The organism is Nocardioides ginkgobilobae (assembly GCF_054781275.1).
This window is the reverse complement of record NZ_BAAGUS010000002.1, coordinates 272,214-292,165: the sequence shown is the minus strand read 5'-3', so window position 1 is coordinate 292,165 and position 19,952 is coordinate 272,214. Positions and strand designations below refer to the sequence as shown.

General features: G+C 72.8%; 19 protein-coding genes. 11 read left to right on the top strand and 8 right to left on the bottom strand.

Annotated features, from left to right (window positions below; genetic code table 11):
• The first annotated feature begins 2 nt into the window (after positions 1-2).
• From ACYVID_RS03695 to ACYVID_RS03665, 7 genes are all read left to right on the top strand, one after another.
• The gene (locus ACYVID_RS03695; protein ID WP_460734511.1) at positions 3-1,487 is read left to right on the top strand and encodes a CpaF family protein; all 1,485 of its coding nucleotides are present in this window, start codon (positions 3-5) and stop codon (positions 1,485-1,487) included.
• Positions 1,487-3,403, top strand: coding sequence for a type II secretion system F family protein (locus tag ACYVID_RS03690; RefSeq protein WP_460734509.1), 1,917 nt, complete (start codon positions 1,487-1,489; stop codon positions 3,401-3,403). Before ACYVID_RS03695 ends, ACYVID_RS03690 begins: the two co-directional genes overlap by 1 nt.
• Position 3,404: 1 nt before the next feature.
• The gene (locus ACYVID_RS03685) at positions 3,405-4,325 is read left to right on the top strand and encodes a type II secretion system F family protein (protein WP_460734507.1); all 921 of its coding nucleotides are present in this window, start codon (positions 3,405-3,407) and stop codon (positions 4,323-4,325) included.
• Positions 4,326-4,341: 16 nt separating this feature from the next.
• Entirely contained in the window at positions 4,342-5,925 is a 1,584-nt protein-coding gene (locus ACYVID_RS03680) for a sensor histidine kinase (RefSeq protein WP_460734505.1), read from the top strand.
• Positions 5,922-6,578 (top strand): response regulator transcription factor, encoded by a 657-nt coding sequence (locus ACYVID_RS03675; RefSeq protein ID WP_460734503.1) that lies wholly within the window; start codon positions 5,922-5,924, stop codon positions 6,576-6,578. Before ACYVID_RS03680 ends, ACYVID_RS03675 begins: the two co-directional genes overlap by 4 nt.
• Positions 6,579-6,742: 164 nt before the next feature.
• Complete coding sequence (locus tag ACYVID_RS03670; protein WP_460734501.1) at positions 6,743-6,946, top strand: Flp family type IVb pilin; 204 nt, start codon at positions 6,743-6,745, stop codon at positions 6,944-6,946.
• 5 nt (positions 6,947-6,951) lie between these two features.
• The gene (locus ACYVID_RS03665) at positions 6,952-7,122 is read left to right on the top strand and encodes a Flp family type IVb pilin (protein ID WP_460734499.1); all 171 of its coding nucleotides are present in this window, start codon (positions 6,952-6,954) and stop codon (positions 7,120-7,122) included.
• Positions 7,123-7,162: 40 nt separating this feature from the next.
• Here the strand turns inward: ACYVID_RS03665 and ACYVID_RS03660 are convergent, their stop codons facing one another.
• The 4 genes from ACYVID_RS03660 to ACYVID_RS03645 all read right to left on the bottom strand — a co-directional run bounded on the left by ACYVID_RS03660 (position 7,163) and on the right by ACYVID_RS03645 (position 11,028).
• Positions 7,163-8,362 carry a M48 family metalloprotease gene (locus tag ACYVID_RS03660; RefSeq protein WP_460734497.1) on the bottom strand — a complete coding sequence of 400 codons (1,200 nt, stop codon included), beginning with the start codon at positions 8,360-8,362 and terminating at the stop codon, positions 7,163-7,165.
• Entirely contained in the window at positions 8,359-9,558 is a 1,200-nt protein-coding gene (locus ACYVID_RS03655; RefSeq protein WP_460734495.1) for a hypothetical protein, read from the bottom strand. Before ACYVID_RS03655 ends, ACYVID_RS03660 begins: the two co-directional genes overlap by 4 nt.
• Before the next feature lie 34 nt (positions 9,559-9,592).
• Entirely contained in the window at positions 9,593-10,576 is a 984-nt protein-coding gene (locus tag ACYVID_RS03650) for a C40 family peptidase (protein ID WP_460734493.1), read from the bottom strand.
• 221 nt (positions 10,577-10,797) lie between these two features.
• Positions 10,798-11,028 carry a hypothetical protein gene (locus tag ACYVID_RS03645; RefSeq protein ID WP_460734491.1) on the bottom strand — a complete coding sequence of 77 codons (231 nt, stop codon included), beginning with the start codon at positions 11,026-11,028 and terminating at the stop codon, positions 10,798-10,800.
• 152 nt (positions 11,029-11,180) lie between these two features.
• Between ACYVID_RS03645 and ACYVID_RS03640 the strand changes: the two genes are divergently transcribed.
• Complete coding sequence (locus ACYVID_RS03640; RefSeq protein WP_460734489.1) at positions 11,181-12,503, top strand: hypothetical protein; 1,323 nt, start codon at positions 11,181-11,183, stop codon at positions 12,501-12,503.
• On the opposite strand, the gene ACYVID_RS03635 is transcribed toward ACYVID_RS03640, so the two are convergent.
• Positions 12,471-13,763, bottom strand: a complete 1,293-nt coding sequence (locus tag ACYVID_RS03635) for an NYN domain-containing protein (RefSeq protein ID WP_460734487.1) — start codon at positions 13,761-13,763, stop codon at positions 12,471-12,473. The genes ACYVID_RS03640 and ACYVID_RS03635 overlap by 33 nt on opposite strands.
• Positions 13,764-13,924: 161 nt before the next feature.
• Between ACYVID_RS03635 and ACYVID_RS03630 the strand changes: the two genes are divergently transcribed.
• From ACYVID_RS03630 to ACYVID_RS03620, 3 genes are read left to right on the top strand one after another with little or no spacing between them, the layout of a single operon-like run.
• Positions 13,925-15,703: a DEDD exonuclease domain-containing protein gene (locus ACYVID_RS03630; protein WP_460734485.1), complete on the top strand. Its 1,779-nt coding sequence runs from the start codon at positions 13,925-13,927 to the stop codon at positions 15,701-15,703.
• A gap of 37 nt (positions 15,704-15,740) precedes the next feature.
• Positions 15,741-16,019, top strand: a complete 279-nt coding sequence (locus ACYVID_RS03625; RefSeq protein ID WP_300645851.1) for an Lrp/AsnC family transcriptional regulator — start codon at positions 15,741-15,743, stop codon at positions 16,017-16,019.
• A gap of 10 nt (positions 16,020-16,029) precedes the next feature.
• Positions 16,030-17,427, top strand: coding sequence for a hypothetical protein (locus ACYVID_RS03620; RefSeq protein ID WP_460734483.1), 1,398 nt, complete (start codon positions 16,030-16,032; stop codon positions 17,425-17,427).
• Between the two features lie 31 nt (positions 17,428-17,458).
• On the opposite strand, the gene trpD is transcribed toward ACYVID_RS03620, so the two are convergent.
• Genes trpD through ACYVID_RS03605 form a run of 3 tightly spaced genes read right to left on the bottom strand, consistent with a single transcriptional unit; the run spans position 17,459 to position 19,900 of the window.
• Positions 17,459-18,484, bottom strand: a complete 1,026-nt coding sequence (gene trpD / locus ACYVID_RS03615) for an anthranilate phosphoribosyltransferase (RefSeq protein WP_460734481.1) — start codon at positions 18,482-18,484, stop codon at positions 17,459-17,461.
• 7 nt (positions 18,485-18,491) lie between these two features.
• Positions 18,492-18,914 (bottom strand): Rv3143 family two-component system response regulator, encoded by a 423-nt coding sequence (locus ACYVID_RS03610; protein ID WP_460734479.1) that lies wholly within the window; start codon positions 18,912-18,914, stop codon positions 18,492-18,494.
• A gap of 35 nt (positions 18,915-18,949) precedes the next feature.
• Positions 18,950-19,900 (bottom strand): cytochrome c oxidase assembly protein, encoded by a 951-nt coding sequence (locus ACYVID_RS03605; protein WP_460734477.1) that lies wholly within the window; start codon positions 19,898-19,900, stop codon positions 18,950-18,952.
• Between the last annotated feature and the right edge of the window lie 52 nt (positions 19,901-19,952).

Here is a 19,952-nt window from a genome sequence, read left to right as displayed (position 1 = left end):
CCATGAGCAGTCTCGCCGACCGCCTCGCCGCCGCGCGTCAGGGCTCCGGGGACGCCGCCACCGACCCCGCCGGCCCGGGGACCGCCGACGGCGCCGTCCCCACCGCGGGCGAACCCGGCACGCCCGCCCCGGGTGCCAGCAGTGCCGCGGCCGTCGCCGCCAACCGTCGTACCCCTGCGGCGGAGCCGAAGCGCCGGCTCTCCGCCCAGGCGGGCGACCGGATCGAGGAGCTGAAGAGCAGCGTCCACAGCGAGCTGCTCAAGCAGCTCGGCCCGCACCTGTACGACGCGGACATGGACTCCGACGAGCTCGACCAGCGGGTCCGCGCGGTGCTCGCCGACGTGCTCAGCGCGCAGGACCGGCCGCTGTCGAGCAGCGACCGGCAGCGGGTGACCCAGGAGATCAGCGACGACATCCTGGGCTACGGGCCGATCGAGCCGTTCCTGCGCGACCCCGACGTCTCCGAGGTGATGGTCAACGGCCACAAGGACATCTGGCTGGAGCGCGGGGGCAAGCTCGTGCCCGCCGACGCGCACTTCGCCGACGAGGCCCACCTGCGCCGCACGATCGACAAGATCGTCTCCCGCATCGGCCGTCGCGTCGACGAGTCCTCCCCCATGGTCGACGCCCGCCTGCCCGACGGCTCGCGCGTCAATGCGGTCGTGCCCCCGCTGGCGGTCGACGGCTCGGCGCTGACGATCCGCAAGTTCGCAGCGGACCCGCTGACCGCACTCGACCTGATCTCGTTCGGCTCGCTGACGCCGCAGACCTGCGACTTCCTCGAGGCCTGCGTGCGGGGGCGGCTCAACGTGATCGTCTCCGGCGGCACCGGAGCCGGCAAGACCACGACGCTCAACGTGCTGTCGTCCTTCATCCCCGGCGACGAGCGGATCGTCACCATCGAGGACGCCGCCGAGCTGCAGCTCAAGCAGGACCACGTGGTGCGTCTGGAGTCGCGCCCGGCCAACATCGAGGGCAAGGGCGCGGTCACGATCCGCGACCTGGTCAAGAACAGCCTGCGCATGCGGCCCGACCGCGTCATCGTCGGCGAGGTCCGCGACGCCTCCGCGCTCGACATGCTCCAGGCGATGAACACCGGCCACGACGGCTCGATCTGCACCCTGCACTCCAACGGCCCGCGCGACACGCTCTCGCGCATGGAGACGATGGTGCTGATGGCCGGCATGGACCTGCCGGTGCGCGCCATCCGCGAGCAGGTCGCCAGCGCGGTGGACCTGATCGTGCACCAGTCGCGGCTCAAGGACGGCTCACGACGCATCACCCACATCACCGAGGTGGAGCGGATGGAGGGCGACGTCATCACGCTGCAGGACATCTTCGTCTACGACAACTCCCTCGGCTTCGACGCCAACGGCCGCTCGCTGGGCCGGCTGCGCCCGACCGGCTTGCGGCCGAAGTTCCTGGAGAAGATGGCCCACTCCAACGTCACCGTGGACCCGATGATCTTCGCGACGGACCGGATGTGATGCGGAAGGTCGCCCTCCTCCTCGCCGCGCTGCTGGGGCTGCTGCTGCCCACCGCCGCGTGGGGCGCAAGCACGTCCGGGGGCGCCGGTGAGGGGGCGGCGATCTCCTACGTCGAGCCCACCGACGACGGCCGGGTCCAGCTGGTCGTCTCGCTCCCGCCCTCGGCCGATCCCGACCTCGACTCCGTGGGTGTGAGCGTCGGCGGCACCGACGTGGAGGCCACCGCCGAGCCGGCCGGCACCTCGGGCGCCGTGCAGCGCACCGCCGTGCTGGTCATGGACACCAGCAACTCCATGGAGGGCGAGCGCTTCGCCGCCGCCCAGTCCGCTGCCCTCGCCTACGTCGACGGTCTGCCCGCCGACGTCTCGCTGGGCATCGTCACCTTCGCCCGGGAGGTCGCCCAGCCCCTGGCACCGACCACCGACCGCGACGCCGCCCGCGCCGTCATCGGCGAGCTCACGCTGTCGGGCCAGACCGCGCTGTACGACGGCGTGCTGAGCGCCGTCGACATGGCCGGCACCGAGGGGCAGCGCACCCTCGTCGTGCTGTCCGACGGCGCAGACACCACAGAGACGACCCTGGAGTCGGTGACGGCCGCGGTCTCCGCCGCCGAGGTGACCCTCGACGTCGTCTCCCTCGAGCAGAGTCCCGGCGGCGACCTCACCACCCTGGCCGAGGCCGGCGGCGGCCAGGTCATCCCCGCCACGAGCGAGGCGCTGAGCGGGACGTTCGCCGCCGAGGCCGACGCCCTGACCCGGCAGGTGCTGGTGACGGCGGAGGTGCCGGCCGACCTGCAGAGCGTGGAGCAGCAGGTCGCGGTGACGCTCACGACCAGCGCCGGCGACCTGCGCGCGGAGGCCTTCGCCACGGTCGCGCAGTCGATCGCCGGCGGCACCGGCGTCGACGACCAGCTCGTCCGCAGCAGCGGCTGGGCCCTCCCCTCCTGGGCGATGTACGCCGGGATCGCCCTGCTCGGGGTCGGGCTGGTCGTGCTGCTGGTGCTGCTGGTGCCCACCCCGGCACCCGCGCCCACGGCGGCCGACCGCGTGGTGTCCTACACCGCGAAGGCAGGAGGGGCGACCGAGCCCGAGGGGCCGCGGATCGACACCGAGCAGGCGATCGCCCAGGCCAAGGACGCCGCGGCCAACGTGCTGAAGCGCAACAAGGGGCTCGAGGCGAAGATCGCTGCCCGACTCGACGGCGCCGGTAGCGAGCTCAAGCCGGCGGAGTGGCTGCTGGTCCACACCGGCGTCGTGGTCGTCGCCGGCGTGCTCGGCCTGCTGCTGGGCGCCGGGAACATCCTGCTCGGGCTGCTCTTCATCGGTCTCGGGGTCGTGGGGCCCTGGGTCTACCTCGGCATCCGGCAGTCGCGGCGGCGCAAGGCGTTCAACGCGGGGCTGCCCGACACGCTGCAGCTCATCAGCGGGTCGCTGTCGGCCGGGCTCTCGCTCGCGCAGTCGGTCGACACCGTCGTACGCGAGGGGCCGGAGCCGATCTCCACCGAGTTCCGGCGAGTGCTGGTCGAGACCCGGCTGGGCGTCACCATCGAGGACGCGCTCGAGGGCCTGGCCGAGCGGTTCGAGAGCAAGGACTTCGAGTGGGTGGTCATGGCCATCCGGATCCAGCGTCAGGTGGGCGGCAATCTCGCCGAGCTGCTCGACACCGTCGCCGGCACGATGCGGGAGCGGGAGTACGTCCGGCGCCAGGTCGCCGCACTGGCAGCCGAGGGCAAGCTCTCTGCGTGGGTCCTGGGCCTGCTGCCGCCGCTGTTCATGGTGTACCTGCTGCTGACGAACTACGACTACGTGAGCGTGATGTTCACCGAGCCGCTCGGACTCGTCATGATGATCGGTGCCACGGCGTGGCTGGGTGTGGGAGTGTTCTGGATGAGCCGCCTGGTGAAGGTGGAGGTGTGAGATGACCCTGCTGCTCGTGCTCGGTGTCCTGCTCGTCGTCGTCTCGATCGTGCTCGTCGCCTCGGCCACCACCTCCGATGCCGAGGCCTCCGGTGTCGGCAAGTCGCTTGCGGTCCTCCAGGCGATGACGGCCGCACCGAAGGCGCTGACCGACGAGGTGGACCGTCCGTTCACCGAGCGGGTCTGGGAGCCCCTGCAGGCGCGCACGCTCGGCCTGGGCCGTCGCCTGTCGGGCGCCGACTCCGCGGACCGGATCCGGCGCAAGCTCGACCTCGCCGGCAACCCGGACGGCTGGACCGTTGACCGGGTCACCTCGGGCAAGATCGTCGGGGCCGTGGCGGGCTTGCTGATCGCGCTGCTCTTCAGCCTGATGCTGGGCGCCGGCACCCCGGTGCGGATTGTCGTCGTGGTCTCGGGGCTGGTCATCGGTTTCTTCGCGCCGAACCTCTACCTCTACCAGAAGGCCTACGACCGGTCGGCGCAGATCCAGCGGGACCTCCCCGACGCGATCGACCTCATGACCATCAGCGTCGAGTCCGGGCTCGGTTTCGACGCCGCGGTTCAACAGGTCTCCCGCAACACCGAGGGCCCCCTCGCAGACGAGTTCTCCCGGGTGCTGCGCGAGATGCAGATCGGTCAGGGTCGGGCCGCGGCGCTGCGCGCCATGTCCGATCGCACCAACGTCGCCGACCTCAAGAGCTTCGTCAGCTCGATGGTCCAGGCGGACTCCTTCGGCGTCCCGATCGGTCAGGTGCTGCGCATCCAGTCCAGCGAGATGCGGGTCAAGCGCCGCCAGCGGGCCGAGGAGAAGGCCCAACAGGTGCCGGTCAAGATCACGGTCCCGTTGATCTTCTGCATCCTGCCGACCCTGTTCGTCGCCGTGATGGGCCCGGCGGTCATCAGCATCATGGACAGCTTCTGAGCCGGCCCTGACCACCATGCGGATCACCCCGGACCTGCGGATCTCGGCGGCGGCGCGCGGCTTCGTGCTGCTGGCGCTCGGCGGGCCGATCCTGTGGGACCGGGACGTGACCTCGGTGGTCGCCCTCGTGGTTCTGGCGTCCGGGTGGCTGGCGTCCGTCGTGCTCGAGCTCCGGCTGCCCCGTGCCCGGGGGCTGGTCGGCGTGCTGGACGCCGGCCTCGTCGGCGTGGTCGTGGCGCTGACCATCGACTCGTTGGCCGTGCTCGGCGCGCTGGCCGTGCCGCCGTTCGCGGCCGGCCTGTGGCGCGGGTTCCGCGGCGTGCTGCTCGCCCTGTCCGCCCAGCTCATCACGGTCGTGCTGCTGACGGTCCTGCTCGAGGGCTCGCTGACCAGCGACCAGTCCCTCGGCATCTTCACGTGGGCGACCATGGGCCTGGCTCTGGGCATGGTCGCCACCTTCGTCCGCGGCGCCCTGCGCGACGACGACCCGTTGGCGCCTTACCGGCACGCCACCGACCTGCTGCGCGAGCTGAACGACCTCAGCATCGGGCTCTCCGCCGGGCTCGACCCGCGCAGCCTCGGAGGACTGATCCTCGACTCGGTCCTGGACGAGGTGCCCGCGTCGGTGGTTGCTATCGCCGTGCCCCAGGACGATCACCTCACGACCCTGGCCGCCAAGACCTTCGCCGACGCTGATCCCGACCGCTGTGCCGAGATCGCCGCCCGGAGCTGGGCGAGGGGACAAGTGATCGTCCACCACGGCTGCTTCGGCTTCCCGCTCGAAGGACACCGGGGCACCGTCGCCGTCGTCAGCGGCACGCTTGCCGACCACAGCGCCTTGGACGACGCACAGCTCCGGCGTCGGGTAGTCCGGCTGCAGGAGGTGCTGGTCGAGCGGTCCGTGCCGCTCCAGACGGGGCTGCTCTTCGAAGGCTTCCGCGACATCGCCACCGCCGACGAGCGCCAGCGGCTCTCCCGGGAGATGCACGACGGCGTGGCGCAGGACATCGCCTCGCTGGGGTACGTCGTCGACGCCCTCGCCGCAGCCGCCCCGACCCCCGAGCTCGAGGCGCAGCTGATGATGCTGCGCGAGCGGGTCACGGCCATCGTCGCGGAGGTACGGCGCTCGGTCACGACCCTGCGCACCACCGTAGGCACCAGCGAGTCACTGGGCACCGCGATCATCGGGGTCACTCGCAACCTCAGCCAGACCTCCGGGGTCCCGATCGAGGTCACCCTCGACGAGCAGCCTCAGCGGTTGCGCCCCGAGGTCGAGGCCGAGCTCTTCCGGATCGCCCAGGAGGCGCTCAACAACGCGGTCAAGCACGCACACGCGCACGTGATCCGGGTCCACTGCCAGGTCGCGGCGCCGTACGCCGCCATCTCGGTGCGCGACGACGGCCGCGGCTTGGGCGAGGCGCGGACAGACTCCTACGGGATGGGCATCATGAGGGAGCGCGCACGTCTCATCGACGCCGAGCTCAGCATCACCGAGCCCCCCGACGGCGGTCTGGACGTGACGGTCCGGCTCTCCCCCGAGCCGGTCGGCGACACCGCTCCCTCCACCCCCCGAACGAAGCAGGTGACCTCTCCTCGATGAGCGAGTCCATCTCCGTCATGCTGGTCGACGACCACGAGCTGATCCGCGCCGGTCTGGCCGGCGTCTTCGACCTCCAGCCCGATATGCACGTCGTCGGTCAGGCCGGCTCGGTCCGTGAGGCGCTCGCGCGCTTCGCGGAGCTCCGGCCCGACGTCGTCGTGACCGACCTCCAGCTCGGCGACGGCACCGGCCTCGACATCGTGCGGTCGCTGCGTCGCGACCACGACGACGTCGGTCTCATCGTGCTGACCATGCACTCCGGCGACGACCAGATCTTCGCTGCCATGGAGGCAGGGGCGTCGGGCTTCGTCGGCAAGGACGCCCCGTCCACCGAGGTGGTCAAGGCGGCTCGGCACGCCCACGTCTCCCCGCGCTCGTTCATCTGCAGCGGGCTGGTCGGGGCGATGATGCGGCGCGGCGCGACGGAGTCGACCCGGTTGACCGACCGCGAGCACGAGGTGCTGGTGCTGCTGGCCGACGGCCTGGGTGCCGCCCAGATCGGGGCGCAGCTCTACATGAGCGAGTCCACCGCCAAGTCGCACATCGCCCGGATCTACCAGAAGCTGGGCGCCGCCAACCGGGCCCAGGCGCTGGTCACGGCCATGCGGATCGGGCTGCTCTCGAGCGTCAACCCCGGGCCCAACGCCTCCTGACGACGTGCCCTGCGTCCAGCTGGGGGCGCGGCCAGGTGGGCGGTCTAGTCCGAACTGACTACCCGGCCTCGCACCTCCAGCCGATGATCCGGACCGGGTCGGGCCGTCAGGATGGTGCCCATGAGGTCCCCCGTCGGGGGCCACGACCACCAGGGAGACACACCATGCTCGAGTTCCTGCGCATCATGCTGGACGCCCGCTTCGACCCCCGCGACGAGCGCGGCGCCTCGGCCGTGGAGTACGGCCTGCTGATCGCCGGCATCGCGGCGCTGATCGTCGTCGTCGTCTTCGCCTTCGGAGGGACGATCGAAGGCATCTTCTCCGACACCAAGACCTGTATTTCGAACGAGGGCTCCGGTACCTGCTGATCACGTTGTCGACACACAACGACAGAGGAGCATCGGCCGTTGAGTACGGCCTCCTCATCGCCGGGATCGCAACGTTGATCGTCTTCGCAGTCTTCGCCTTCGGCGGTGGGGTCCGGGGACTGTTCGAGGACACCTGCACCTCGGTGGCCTCGCAGACGGCGACCGACTGCGACTGACCGGCACCCAGCTCGACCCGTGTGGCCCTCCCCCCGTCCGTCAGGACCGGGCGAGGGCCACACGCACGAGCACGGTGGGGTGCGAGCCGAACGCCCAGTGCCACAGCGCCGGGGGCGTGGGGTCCGCCAACGAGCGCAGCGCCAGCCGCCGCTGCAGCGCGACGAAGCCGTCCGGGTCACCGGTGTAGCGCAGCGACTCGACGTCGGCCCGCAGCTCGATCCGGCGGCTGATGCCGCTCTGCACCGGCGCCGTGACGAGCGTCCCGGCGGCCAGCAGCACCAGCAGCACCGGCACGACCCGCGGGTCCCCCAGCCGCCGTCGTCCGAGCGCGACGCCCAGGAGGCCGACCGCCGTCGCGGCGCCCAGCGCCCCGAGCGCGGTGCCCACTAGCACGTCGTCGTTGCGCGCATGGGCGAGCTCGTGCGCCACCACGGTCAGCGCCTCCCGGGTCGGCACGTCCTCGACGAGGTTGTCGTAGAGCACCACCCGTCGCGTCCCGCCGAAGCCGGAGACGTAGGCGTTGAGCGTCGTCGTACGACGCGACGCGTCCGAGACCAGCACCTCGTCCACCGGGACGCCCTCGGCCTCGGCGAGGGCGAGCACGCCGCTGCGCAGCTCGCCGTCCGGGAGCGGGGTGAAGCGGTTGAAGAGCGGCTCGACGACCACCGGGTAGGCGAAGCTCCCCAGCGCGACGAGGACGGCCACGGTGACCCCGACCACGGCCGGCCACGCTGTGCGCCACCGCCGGGCGACCCCGACCAGCACCACGACCAGCAGTCCCGTGACCGCCACGTCGACCGCCTCCGAGACCGCCGCGTCCCGGGCGAAACCGGCCCAGGACTGGTCCGAGAGGCCGGCGTCGAGGACGTGGCGCCGCTGCAGCACCGAGAACGTGAGCGTCGCGAGCCGCGAGACCACCTCGACGACCAGCACCGCCAGGAGCGCCTGGGCCCACCACGGTCCCGGCAGCCGCGACACGGCGGCACGCACCCGCGCGGACGCGGCCAGCAGGGCGAGCACCGCCAGGTTCACGAGCATCGACAGGGCCGACCAGGTCCACAGCGTGCCCGTGAAGTCCTCGGCCCGCGCCACCTCCGTCGCCGTGAAGACGTCCTCCACCGGCACCGGCGACGGGGTGCCGCCCGGCACCGGGGACCACGGCACGAGCACCGCGGACAGGACCACGAAGGCGCCGCCGGCCACCAGCAGCACCCCGAGCGACACGCGGCGAGCTCTCACGCCGGCTCCGCGGCATCCAGCAGCAGCGTGCGCCACCGGTCGGTCAGGGTCGCGAGGTCCACGCCTGCCTGCTGCCGCAGGGCCGTCTCCACGTCGGTGCCCTCGCTCGCGGTGGCATAGACGTCGAGCAGCGCCTGCTCGCCCGCCAGCTGGACCAGGGCGCGGCAGGCCAGCCAGGCGGCTTCGTACGCCGCACCCAGGTGCGGAGCCGTCACGTCGAACTCCGCCTCCCCCGGAAGCCGGTTGGGCGCACCCTCGCGACGCACCTGCTCCAGCACCTGGGCGGCGGTCGTCGCGAGGGGCAGGTCCACGTCACGCAACGCCACGTAGTCGGCGAAGCCCTCGACGAGCCACACCGGGGCCCGGCTCGTGGGTGCGCCCGTCAGCGCGTGGACGGCCTCGTGGGTCATCACCACCTGGGCGCCGGTCCGCCGCAACCGTCCGAGCTCCTCGGGGTTGACGAACACGTGGACCGGAGCGGACCCGACGGTGCGGCCGTCGACCGAGGCCGTCACCGCCGCCACGCCGCGGTAGGTCCCCTCGGGCACCCCCAGGACCGCGTCGAGCTCCGCGCTGCTGCCGGGAACCTCGACGACCAGACCGCCCACCAGGTCGGGCAGCACGCGGCGCACCTGCGGGAGCGCCCGCGTCGCCAGAGCGGTGTACGGCGTAGGGTCCTGCCCCGCGGTGACCACGAGCGTGTCCCCGGCCCGCTCGACCCGGGCCGGTCCGCGCAGCCACAGCGGCACGCGCCCTCCCGTGAACCCGGTGACCTCGACGCTGTCCCCGCTCTGGCGCAGCCCCACCTCGACCTCCGTGCGCGCGGGGCCCGCAGGCTGCCCACGCAGCACCCAGGTCAGGTCGGCCCGGGCTGTCCAGGTCCCGCCCGGCCCCAGGACACCGACCTGGTCGACAAAGCGCAGCCCGACCTCGCCGACCCGCAGTCGGGACGCGTTGTCGGCCAGCGCGGCCAGCAGGTCCTGCGCGGCAGCGTCCCCGCTCGGTGCGAGGGCGGCACTGGCCTCCGCATCACCTCGCGAGAGGGCCTGAGCCAGCTCGGCCAGGACGGCTGCGGCACCGCCCGCGTCGACACCGACGACCGCCGGTGGTGGGGTGGGTGCGACGTACCGGTCCTCGCTCAGCAGCACGACAGCCGTGACCACCGCGACGGTGGCCACCAGCAGCGTGGCCAGCACCCGTCGCCACGAGCGGCGGGGCGGCGCGTCGGGCTCAGCCAGGGCGGACGGCCCCGACGTAGGGCATGGAGTGCAGCGGGGCGACCCGCACACCCGAGCTCGGGTTGGCCGCGTCGACGATCATCCCGTTGCCGAGGTAGATGCCGACGTGGCTGATCGGGCTGTAGTAGAAGACCAGGTCACCGGGCTGCAGGGCGCTCTCGGCGATCCGCGTCCCCGAGGAGTACTGGGCGCTCGAGGAGTGCGGCAGGCTGATCCCGGCCGCCCGGTAGGCCATCATCGTCAGCCCGGAGCAGTCGAAGGCGCTCGGGCCTGCGGCGCCGTACACGTAGGCCTTGCCGACCTGGGCCATGGCGTACTGGATCGCTGCTCCGGCTCGGCCGGACGCGGGCACGTCGGTGGGGAGCCGCTCGCTGTCGCGCGAGACGATCTCCTCGCGCTCCTCGGCCTCCAGACGCGCCAGCAGACCCTCGGCCTCCTCCAGCTTCTCCTCGATGGTCGCCTTCTCCTCGGCGAGCCGCTCCTCGAGCTGCGCGACCTCGGCGGCGCGCTGCGAGGTGGCCTGGAGGCGGATCCCGAGCGCCTTCACCTCGCCGGCGTAGGTGTCGAAGAGCTGGTCGGTGAGGTCGTCGTAGGCCGTCATCGTGGACAGCTGCGAGAGGAAGTCCGACGGGTCGCCGGACAGGGCGACCTGACCCACGGCGGAGAGCGTGTGGCCCTCGTAGGTGCGGATCACCGCGTCGCGGACCTGCTCGCGGACCGAGCGCAGCCGGCGGTCCTGGCGCTCCTGGTCGGAGCTCACCGCGGCGAGGTCGCGCTCGAGCTCCTCGAGCTCCAGCCGGGCGTCGTTGTAGCGCTCCGAGGCCTGCTCAGCCTCGTGGTAGAGCCGGTCGACCCGGGCCTCGACGTCGGCGATGTCGGGCTCGGCCTGCGCCGGGGTCGAGGGGACGAGCCCCACTAGACCGGCCAGCAGGGCGCCCAAGAGCAGGGTGGTGATCCGCGTTCGACGCTGCTGCACGAGCGAAGGCACTCCTCGAAAGTCACGGCACCCGCGCGGACCCGTCCCCGGTCCGCTCCCACGAGCACCCCGCGCGACGGTAGTCGTTCGTCTCGCGGCCGGCCAAGTTCCACCGCACGTCCAGCGATGATTTCACCGCGTTCCGCGTCCCGCCACGCGCACACTGGTCACACGCGTCACTCAGGCACCACCCGTCACGACCTCCAGACCGTGCCAGCTGGTCACGCGGTCGCTGCGCCCGGGTGCTGCTCCTCGGCCTCGCTCGGGCCCTCCGCCGCGGTCACCAGTCGCAGCGGCGGCACCAGCCCACCGGCGGCGAGCGCGCCGAGCAGCTCTCGGTCCTCCTCGTCGAAGGACAGCTCGGGCGGCGGCCCGAGCAGCACGGTGACCACGCAGTCGTGGCACGCCAGTCCGCGCACCACGCAGGTGTCGCAGTCGATCCTCGTCGTCATGTCCGTGACGGTGACAGGAGCCACCGACAATGATGACGGCTCGTCACGAAGGAGCCTGTTCACGGCACATGCCAGTCAGAACGTGACACCGTGACCCCGTGTTTCGGGACAGGTGGGCGTCTTCGCGTCGACGAGAGGGTCTTGCTTGGAGCGTGTGGGCGCTTCTCGTCACCAGCATCTACGCGTCGACGGCCTCGGTCGCCAACCTCTCCAACGACGTCCTGTCGGCCAGCTTGGCAGCGTGGCGGATCGCCACGGCGGGAACTCCCTGGTTCGACGGGTTCCCCCTTGATCTGGTCCCCACGAAGGAGGGCCAGTCGCTCTGGACCGGAGAAGCGGAGAACGGGCACCTCGCCGTGTTTCGGTCGCCGGGCGCGATTGCGGTGGGAGTGCCTGCCTACTTCCTGCGTGGCGGCGGGACGGCGGTCGAGGACTTCTCGCTCGTGCCCGCTGCCGCGACCGCTGTTGCCCTGACCCTCGGGTCATTGCTGCTGTTCGCTTCGACGCTCCGGCCTCTCCTGGGGCCGGCCCGGACCATGGTGGCGGTCACGGCGCTAGGACTCGCCACCCCGGTGTGGACCGTGAACGCCGAGAGCCTGTGGCCACACTCGTTGACGACCTTCGCCATCGCAGGGATGGCCTGGGCGTCGTCTCGCGACAAGTGGTGGCTGGCCGGCCTCTTCGGTGGCATCGGCCTGTGGGGCCGGTTGCACGTCTCGGCCATCGCAGCGGCAGTCGGTGTTGGAAACGCACTACGCCGCCGGTCACTGTTCGTGGTGCTGGCTGTGGGTATGCCCAGCGCGACCTTCATGGTCATGGCTGCAATCTGGAGCAGATGGATGTACGGCGAGTGGGACCCGGCCGGGGGGTACGCGACCGTTGCCACGTACGCCTCGAATGCTTCTGAGGAGAGCCGGGCCAACCAAATCCTGAACTTTGCGGGTCTGTGGATCTCACCGGGTCGCGGGCTGCTCGTCCTGACCCCGTGCGTGCTGCTGCTGCTACCCGCGCTCGTGCGCAGCTGGCGAGATCTGCCTGGGTGGTCGAGGACGCTCCTGGTCTCGGGACTGCTCTACGCCGTCATCCAGGGGCTGCTCAACTTCTTCGCCGGCGGTGCGGGCTTCTTCGGCTACCGGCTGACGCTAGAGACTCTCGCCTGCATGTTCCCGGCTCTCGCCCTGAGCGTCGAACGAGCCGGCAGGACAGCTCGCGCTGCGCTGCCCCCGCTACTGGCAGTGCAGGTCGGCGTGTACGCCTTCGCCGCCGCGCGAAACGCCTACTCGATCAGCCCTGATGACGCCTGGCGCATCAATCCCGTGCTGGTCGCCGTCGGAGACGTTCCGGCGCTCGGCGTCATGCTGCTGCTTCTTGCCGGCGTGGCGGCCCTTGCTTGCCGCATGACCCCCGATTCTTGGAGCTGGCCGACACCGAGGCGCCCTGGCTCAGCCCCGCAGCAGGCCCACCAGCGCGGCTGACGGCACCGCCCGGGCCCCGGCCCGCTGGGCCCGCGCCTGGACCTCTCGGTCGTCGCTGACCACGAGGACGACGCGTCCGCGAGGCTCGGCCTCGACCAGCTCGCCGATGACCTGGTCGGCGATGACGCCCTGGGGGCTGAAGAGCACCTTGACGCCGCGGGGCGCGGCGGTGGGCGGACGGGTCTCGGCGTCGGCGCCGTCGAAGACGACGGTGGTCTCGGCCCCGGTGCGGGCGACGAGGGGTGCCATCGCGCCGAGCAGCCGCGTCCGCTGGGCCTCCAGCGAGGAGGAGGACCAGGTGCTCATCGAGACGTTGTAGCCGTCGACCACGAGCCGGGCGCGTGGCAGCGCGAGGTACTGCTCGAGCAGCGCCGGACCCACCTCGGGCACCGAGCGGGCCCCGACGGCCGCGGGCGTGGCGGCCAGGGTCTCCTCGACCCGCTCCCCGGGTGTGGACGTGCTCGGGGGCAGGGCCAGCTCGCGGCGCAGCCCGGCGGTGGCCTCCAGGATCGTGTCGAGCAGGACCCGGGTCCGGGCGGTCGCGTGCTCGCGTTCGCTGCGCGTCCCGCGACGCCCCTCCTGTGCCTCGGCCTCCAGCCGCTCGACCTCGGCCCGCAGCCTGCGCACCTCCTTCTCTCGCGCTGCCAGGGCGACCTCGGCGGCGGCCCGCGCCTCCTCCGCCTCCCGGGCGGCGCGCACGGCCTCCTGGTCCACGTCGCGACCCTTGGCCCGCGCCTCACCCAGCTTGCGCCGCAGCTGGGCGACCTCGGACTTGTACCCCTCCACCTGCTGCTTGTACGACGCCCGCACCTCTCGCAGCTCCGCCTCGGCCTGCTCCGCGCGCTGCTGCCACCGCTCGTCCCGGGCGGCCGCGACGACCTGGGCCTGCTGGGCGGCCTGCTGGGCCACGACGGTGACCGAGTCGTCGAGCCGGCGGGTCCACCCCTGGGGCCGGACCAGCCAGTCCAGGGCAGCGGCCTCGAGCGCGTCGTGCATCGTGCCGTCGCGCAGGGCGCGGAGCTCGTCCTGGCGGCGTACCGACACCTGGTGGGCGATCCGGTCCCGCAGCCCGGCGTCGTCGAGCCCCGCGGTGATCGCGGCAGCCCCCAGCCGAGCCCGGCGGGCGGGGGCGAAGCCGGCGACCTTCCGCAGCGGCGCCGGCAGCTGGGCGACGTCGGGGAGGACGTCCGCGACCAGGGTGAGGACCCGGGTCCGGACCGCGACCGGCAGCTCCTCGAGCCGGATCGTGCCCTCCTCCACCGCAGCCTCCTCCCGCACCCCAGCGTCCTGCGTGCGCCGCGGCGCCCGGCCGGCACGCACCCGGCGTCGGCAGGTCCCAGCCTAGTGCCGCGGGCACGTGCTCCGGGCCCGGACCGCGCGCCGCCGCACCGTTGTCGGTGCCCGGACCTAGCGTCGTCGACGTGAGCAGTCGTGCCGGGGCCGGGACCCTCTGGGAGAGCCAGCGGAGCTTCGACGAGCTCGGCCGCCCGCTGCGCGACCTCACGTTCTGCGTGGTCGACCTGGAGACCACCGGCGGCTCGCCGACCTCGGGCTCGATGATCACCGAGATCGGCGCGGTCAAGGTGCGTGGCGGCGAGGTGCTCGGCGAGTTCCAGACGCTGGTCGACCCGGGCACCGAGATCCCGCCGTTCATCGCGGTGCTGACCGGCATCACCAACGCGATGGTGGCGGGCGCCCCCACGATCGACAGCGCGCTCCCGGCCTTCCTGGAGTTCGCGACCGGCACGGTGCTGGTCGCCCACAACGCCCCGTTCGACGTGGGTTTCCTGCAGCACTTCGCCGCGCAGCAGCAGCGCCCCTGGCCGCGCTTCGAGGTGGTCGACACGGCTCGCCTGGCGCGCCGGGTGATCACTCGCGACGACGCCCCCAACTGCAAGCTCTCCTCCCTGGCCCGCCTGTTCGGTGCGACCACGACGCCCAACCACCGTGCGCTGTCCGACGCGCGCGCCACCGTCGACGTGCTCCACGGTCTGATGGAGCGGCTCGGCGGCCTGGGGGTGCACACGCTGGAGGAGCTGCAGACCTTCACCTCGCGGGTCACCACGGCCCAGCGCAAGAAGCGCCACCTCGCCGAGGGCCTGCCGCACTCCCCCGGCGTCTACCTCTTCCGCGATCAGACCGAGCGGGTGCTCTACGTCGGCACCAGCAAGGACCTCCGCACCCGCGTCCGGTCCTACTTCACCGCCTCCGAGACCCGCTCGCGCATGGGCGAGATGGTCGGCCTGGCGTCCTCGGTGACCGCGATCGAGTGCGCCACGCCCCTGGAGGCGGCCGTGCGGGAGCTGCGGCTGATCGCCGAGCACAAGCCGCGCTACAACCGACGCTCCCGGCACCCGGAGAAGACGCACTTCGTCAAGCTGACGCGCGAGCCCTGGCCACGCCTGTCCCTCGTGCCGCGGGTGCTCGACGACGGTGCCGACTACCTCGGCCCCTTCGGCTCCCGCAAGGCTGCCCAGGCCTGCCTCGAAGCGCTCCACGAGACCTTCCCGGTGCGCCAGTGCGCCGACCGCATCGGGCCGCGCACCACCCGCACCCCCTGCGTCCTCGCCGAGATGGGCCGTTGCCTCTCCCCCTGCGACGGCACGGCCGACGAGGCGACGTACGCCGCTGTGGTCCGCCAGCTCCGCGACACCCTGCTGCGCCGGCCCGACTTGGTGGTCGAGCAGATCAACCACCGGATGGCCGGGCTCGCGCAGGACGAGCGCTTCGAGGAGGCCGGCGTGCACCGCGACCGGCTGGCGGCATTCGTGCGCGCCGCCGCCCGCACCCAGCGCGTCGGCGCGCTCAGCGGCTGCCACGAGGTGGTCGCCGCCCGCCGCGAGGACGACGGTCGCTGGTCGGTCCACGTCGTCCGCTTCGGCCGGCTCGCCGCCGCCGGCGTCATCCCCTCGGGCGCCGACGCCGTGACCTACGTCGAGCAGCTGCGGGCCGGCGCCGAGACCGTCCGCACCGCTCCCGGTCCGGTGCCCGCGGCGACGGTCGAGGAGACCGAGAAGATCCTCGCCTGGCTCGAGCAGCCCGGCATCCGGCTGGTCGACGTGACCGGCGAGTGGGTGTGCCCGGTCGCCGGCGCCGTCCGCGAGCTGGGCGTGCACGACCGGGTGCGCGACTCCCGGCGCGCGCTGGCCGACCCCACGGAGCGGCGCGGCCTGCGACCCGCCCACCGTCCCGTGCGATGACGCCGTGCCCGCCGACCGGCGCCGGTACGGTGAGCCGGTGATCACCGCCATCGTCTTCGTCAAGGCCGACGTCGCCCGGATCCCCGAGGTCGCCGAGGCGATCGCCGCCATCGACGGGGTCTCCGAGGTCTACTCGGTGACCGGCCAGATCGACCTCATCGCCCTGGTCCGGGTGCGGCACCACGACGACGTGGCCGCGGTCGTGGCCGACCGGCTCAACAAGGTGCCGGGAGTGACCGACACCGAGACCCACATCGCCTTCCGGGCCTACTCCCGCCACGACCTGGAGTCGGCCTTCTCCCTCGGTCTGGACTGAGCCGGCCGGCGTGGTCTCGCGGCTCGCGCGCACCTGGCTGCCCGCACTCCTGCTGCTCGGCGTCCTCGTGGCCGTCGCGCGCCGGGCGGCGCGACCCCTGACCAACCCCGACACCTTCTTCCACCTGCGATTCGGCAGCGAGTTCCTCTCGGGCTGGTCGTTGACCGACCCCGGCAGCGTCACCCCGCTGGCGACCCGCGACTGGGTGCCCACCCAGTGGCTCCCCCAGGTCGTCATGGCGTGGGCCGAGGACCTCGCCGGACTCCCCGGCGTCGCCTGGTTCGCGGGCCTGCAGCTGGTGCTGCTCCTGCTCGCCCTCGCCTGGACCTGCCGCCGCCACGCCGACCTCCTCGTGGTCGCGGTGGTGGTCGCGGTGACCGTCACCGCCTGCGCCCCCGCGCTCTCCGCCCGCCCCCAGGTCCTCAGCTACGCCTTCATGGCGCTGACCGTCCACGCCTGGCGCGAGGCCGCGACCACCGGAGCCCGCCCCTGGCTGCTCGTGCCGCTCACCTGGTTCTGGGCGATGTGGCACGGCATGTGGCCCTTCGCCCTCGTCGTCGGCGCCGTCGGTGTCCTGGCCGCCGTGCTGCACCGCCGTCCCCCCGCCCGGGAGGTACGCCGCCAGCTGGCCGTCCTGGGGTCGTGCGCGCTCGCGGCGGCCGTGACCCCGGTCGGGCCGGCGCTGTACCCGGCGGTCCTGACCGTGGCCGGTCGCGGCCGGTTCTTCGCCGAGTGGGCTGCCCCGGACTTCACCAGCGCCAACGGGGCGGCCCTCATGCTGCTGGCCGTCCCCGCCTTGCTGGTGTGGCTGCGCCGCGGCGCGGACTGGCCGAGGGTGCTGTTTCTCGGCCTGGGCCTGGGCCTGGCCCTCTACTCCAACCGCACCATGCCGCTGGCGGCTGTGACCCTCGCGCCCCTCGCCGCAGCGGCACTCCAGTCGCTCGTGCCCCAGCCGCGGCGGCCCACCTCCCGTCGCGAGCTCCCGCTCGCCCTCGGCGCGGCGGCCGGCACGCTCGTCGTCCTGGCCCTGGTGGTGCCGCACACCGCGGACGAGCCGCCGACGCAGCCTTCCTGGGTCGACCGCGAGCTCGGGGCGCTGCCGGCGGGCACGGTCGTCCTCAACGACTGGGGCGACGGGGGCCTGGTGATGTGGGCCTACCCGCAGCTGCACCTGGTGATGCACGGCTACGGCGACACCTTCACCACCGCGGAGCTCGAGCGCAACGTCGACATCCTGGACCTGGAGCGCGACTGGCAGGACCTCGTGCGTGGGACCGGCGCGGAGGTCGCCTTCCTGCGCACCGACCATCCGCTGACCGCGGCCCTCGAGGACGCCGGCTGGACCATCGAGGAGACCTCCGAGGAGGTCGAGCTCCTCACCGCCCCCAGCGGGTGGGACGAGGGCTGATCCACCGAGCAGGGGCCGACGGCGCCGCGCGTCAGGAGGCGGTGGCCGCCACCCACCGCTCGAGCAGCGCTGCGGCCGCACCCGAGTCGATCGCCTCGCGCGCCCGGGCGATGCCGGCGTCCAGCGCCGCCCCGACCTCTGCGCCCGGGTCACCGTGGACCGCGAGCGCCGCGCCGGCGTTGAGCAGCACCGCCTCGCGGACCGGCCCCTGCTCGCCGGCCAGCACCCGCCGCACGACCTCGGCGTTGTGGGCGGCGTCGCCGCCGCGGAGGTCCTCGGGCGTCACGAGCGCGAGCCCGTGGTCGCGCGGGTCGACCCGGCCCGGGGTGACCACGCCGTCGTGGACCCGCCACACCGAGGAGGTGGTGGTGGTCGTGAGCTCGTCCAGCCCGTCGTCGCCGCGGAAGACCCACGCGTCGACGCCGCGGCGGGCGAAGACGCCGGCCATCAGCTCGGTCTTGCCCTCGTAGGCGCAGCCGATCGCCTGCGCCGCCGGCCGCGACGGGTTCGCCAGCGGCCCGAGCAGGTTGAAGGTGGTGCCGATCCCGAGGTCGCGCCGAGCCGCGGCCGCGTGCCGCAGCGCCGGGTGGAAGGCCGCGGCGAAGCAGAAGGTGATCCCCGCCTCCTCGGCGACCTCGGCCACGCGCGCCACCGGCAGGTCCAGCCGCACCCCGAGCTGCTCCAGGACGTCGGCCGTGCCCGCCTTGGAGGAGGCGGAGCGGTTGCCGTGCTTGACCACGCGCGCACCCGCGCCCGCGGCCACGATGGCCGACATCGTGGAGATGTTCACCGACATGGAGCGGTCACCACCCGTGCCGACGACGTCGAGGGTGCGGCCGGCGACCGGGAGCGGCGTGGCGACGGCGTACATCGCGGCGACCAGCCCCTCGACCTCGGCGACCGTCTCGCCCTTGGCCCGCAGCGCCACCGCGAGGCCGGCGACCTGGGCGTCCGTGGCCTGGCCAGCGAGCACCTCGCCCATCGCCCAGGCGGTCTGCGCCTCGGTGAGGTCCTTCCCGGCGACGAGGTCGCCGAGGACCTCCGCCCAGCTGCTCACACGCAGCTCAGGAGGTGGGCGCCGGGACCCGCGAGCGCAGCAGCGCCACGACGGTCTCGGCGAGCCGGATCGGGTCCAGCGGGTGCGGCAGTGCCGCCTCGGCCCGCGACCAGGTGGCCAGCCAGGCGTCCTGCGGGCGCCCGGTCAGCACCAGCACCGGCGGGCACTGGAAGATCTCGTCCTTGAGCTGCTTGGCGATGCCCATGCCCCCGGCGGGGACGGCCTCGCCGTCGAGGATCGCGAGGTCGATGTGGCCCGCGTCCATGTTCTGGATCACCACCGGCTCCGTGGCGACCTCGACGTACTCCACCTCCGGCAGGTCCGGGTGCGGCCGCCGACCCAGGGCCAGGATGACCTGCTGGCGGGTGTTGACGTCGTCGCTGTAGACGAGCACCTTCAACGGCTTGCGGGAGGCAGTGGTGTCGCTCACGGGGCCATCGTAGGGGTCTGTCGCAGCGCGCAGGATCACTGGTCGGCGGGGACCCTCGCCCCGCGCGCCGCCTCGCGGGCCTCGATGCGGTCCAGCCGACGGTCCTCCCGCTTGGCCTCGGCCATCGACGAGCGCACCCACTGGACGAACAGCACGCCGAAGAAGACCAGGCCGATCAGGTCGCCGGAGCCCCACAGGATGCCGCCGGCGAGGTGCTGGTCGTCGAGGGCGTCGGGCAGCCAGGCACCCATCGGCCCCTCCCGCAGTGCGAGGTAGTGCTCCTCGGCGATGAGCGTCTCCTGCCCCATGATCGTGACCCCGAGGAAGGCGTGGAAGGGCAGCGTCAGGACGGTGATGAGCACCCGGAAGGGGTAGCCCACGCGCCCCGGCACCGGGTCGATGCCCATCAGCGGCCAGAAGAACATCGAGCCCACCAGCACCAGGTGCAGGTGCATCGCCTCGTGCCAGTACGTCGACTCCAGCGTGAGCGGGTACCAGTCGGAGTAGTAGAGCGCCCACGGCGAGACGATGTAGAGGGCGAGCACCAGCGGCGGGAAGGTCAGGACCCTCGCCAGCCGTGAGTGCAGCACCACCAGCAGCCAGCGCCGCGGCGCGGCGGGCAGGGTGCGCAGCGCCAGCGTGACCGGGGCACCGAGCGCGAGCGCCAGCGGCACGACCATCGACAGCACCATGTGCTGGACCATGTGCACGCTGAGCAGGGTCGTGTCGTAGGCGCCCAGGCCCGAGCTCGTCGCGAAGACGAAGGATCCCAGCCCCAGCACGACGAAGGAGATCGTCCGCGCGACCGGCCAGGAGTCCCCGCGGGCGCGGAGGGCGCGGACGCCGAGGAGGTAGAGCCCGCCGATCCAGGCGGTCAGGATGATCGGCACCGGCTCGAAGACCCAGGTCGACAGCACGCCCCAGAAGTCCAGGGGCGGGAGGTACGTCGAGGCGGCGGACGCGTCCACCACGGGGGTCCTCAGCACGACTCGAGTCTAGGTCGTGCCAGGGGGCCGGGGACCCCACGCGGCGGGGCGT

Bases quoted from the DNA above. Each gene is read 5' to 3' on its own strand.
- ACYVID_RS03690 (WP_460734509.1), top strand. From the start codon at position 1,487: ATGCGGAAGGTCGCCCTCCTCCTCGCCGCGCTGCTGGGGCTGCTGCTG.
- ACYVID_RS03670 (WP_460734501.1), top strand. From the start codon at position 6,743: ATGCTCGAGTTCCTGCGCATCATGCTGGACGCCCGCTTCGACCCCCGC.
- ACYVID_RS03695 (WP_460734511.1), top strand. From the start codon at position 3: ATGAGCAGTCTCGCCGACCGCCTCGCCGCCGCGCGTCAGGGCTCCGGG.
- ACYVID_RS03680 (WP_460734505.1), top strand. From the start codon at position 4,342: ATGCGGATCACCCCGGACCTGCGGATCTCGGCGGCGGCGCGCGGCTTC.
- ACYVID_RS03675 (WP_460734503.1), top strand. From the start codon at position 5,922: ATGAGCGAGTCCATCTCCGTCATGCTGGTCGACGACCACGAGCTGATC.
- ACYVID_RS03685 (WP_460734507.1), top strand. From the start codon at position 3,405: ATGACCCTGCTGCTCGTGCTCGGTGTCCTGCTCGTCGTCGTCTCGATC.
- ACYVID_RS03645 (WP_460734491.1), bottom strand. From the start codon at position 11,028: ATGACGACGAGGATCGACTGCGACACCTGCGTGGTGCGCGGACTGGCG.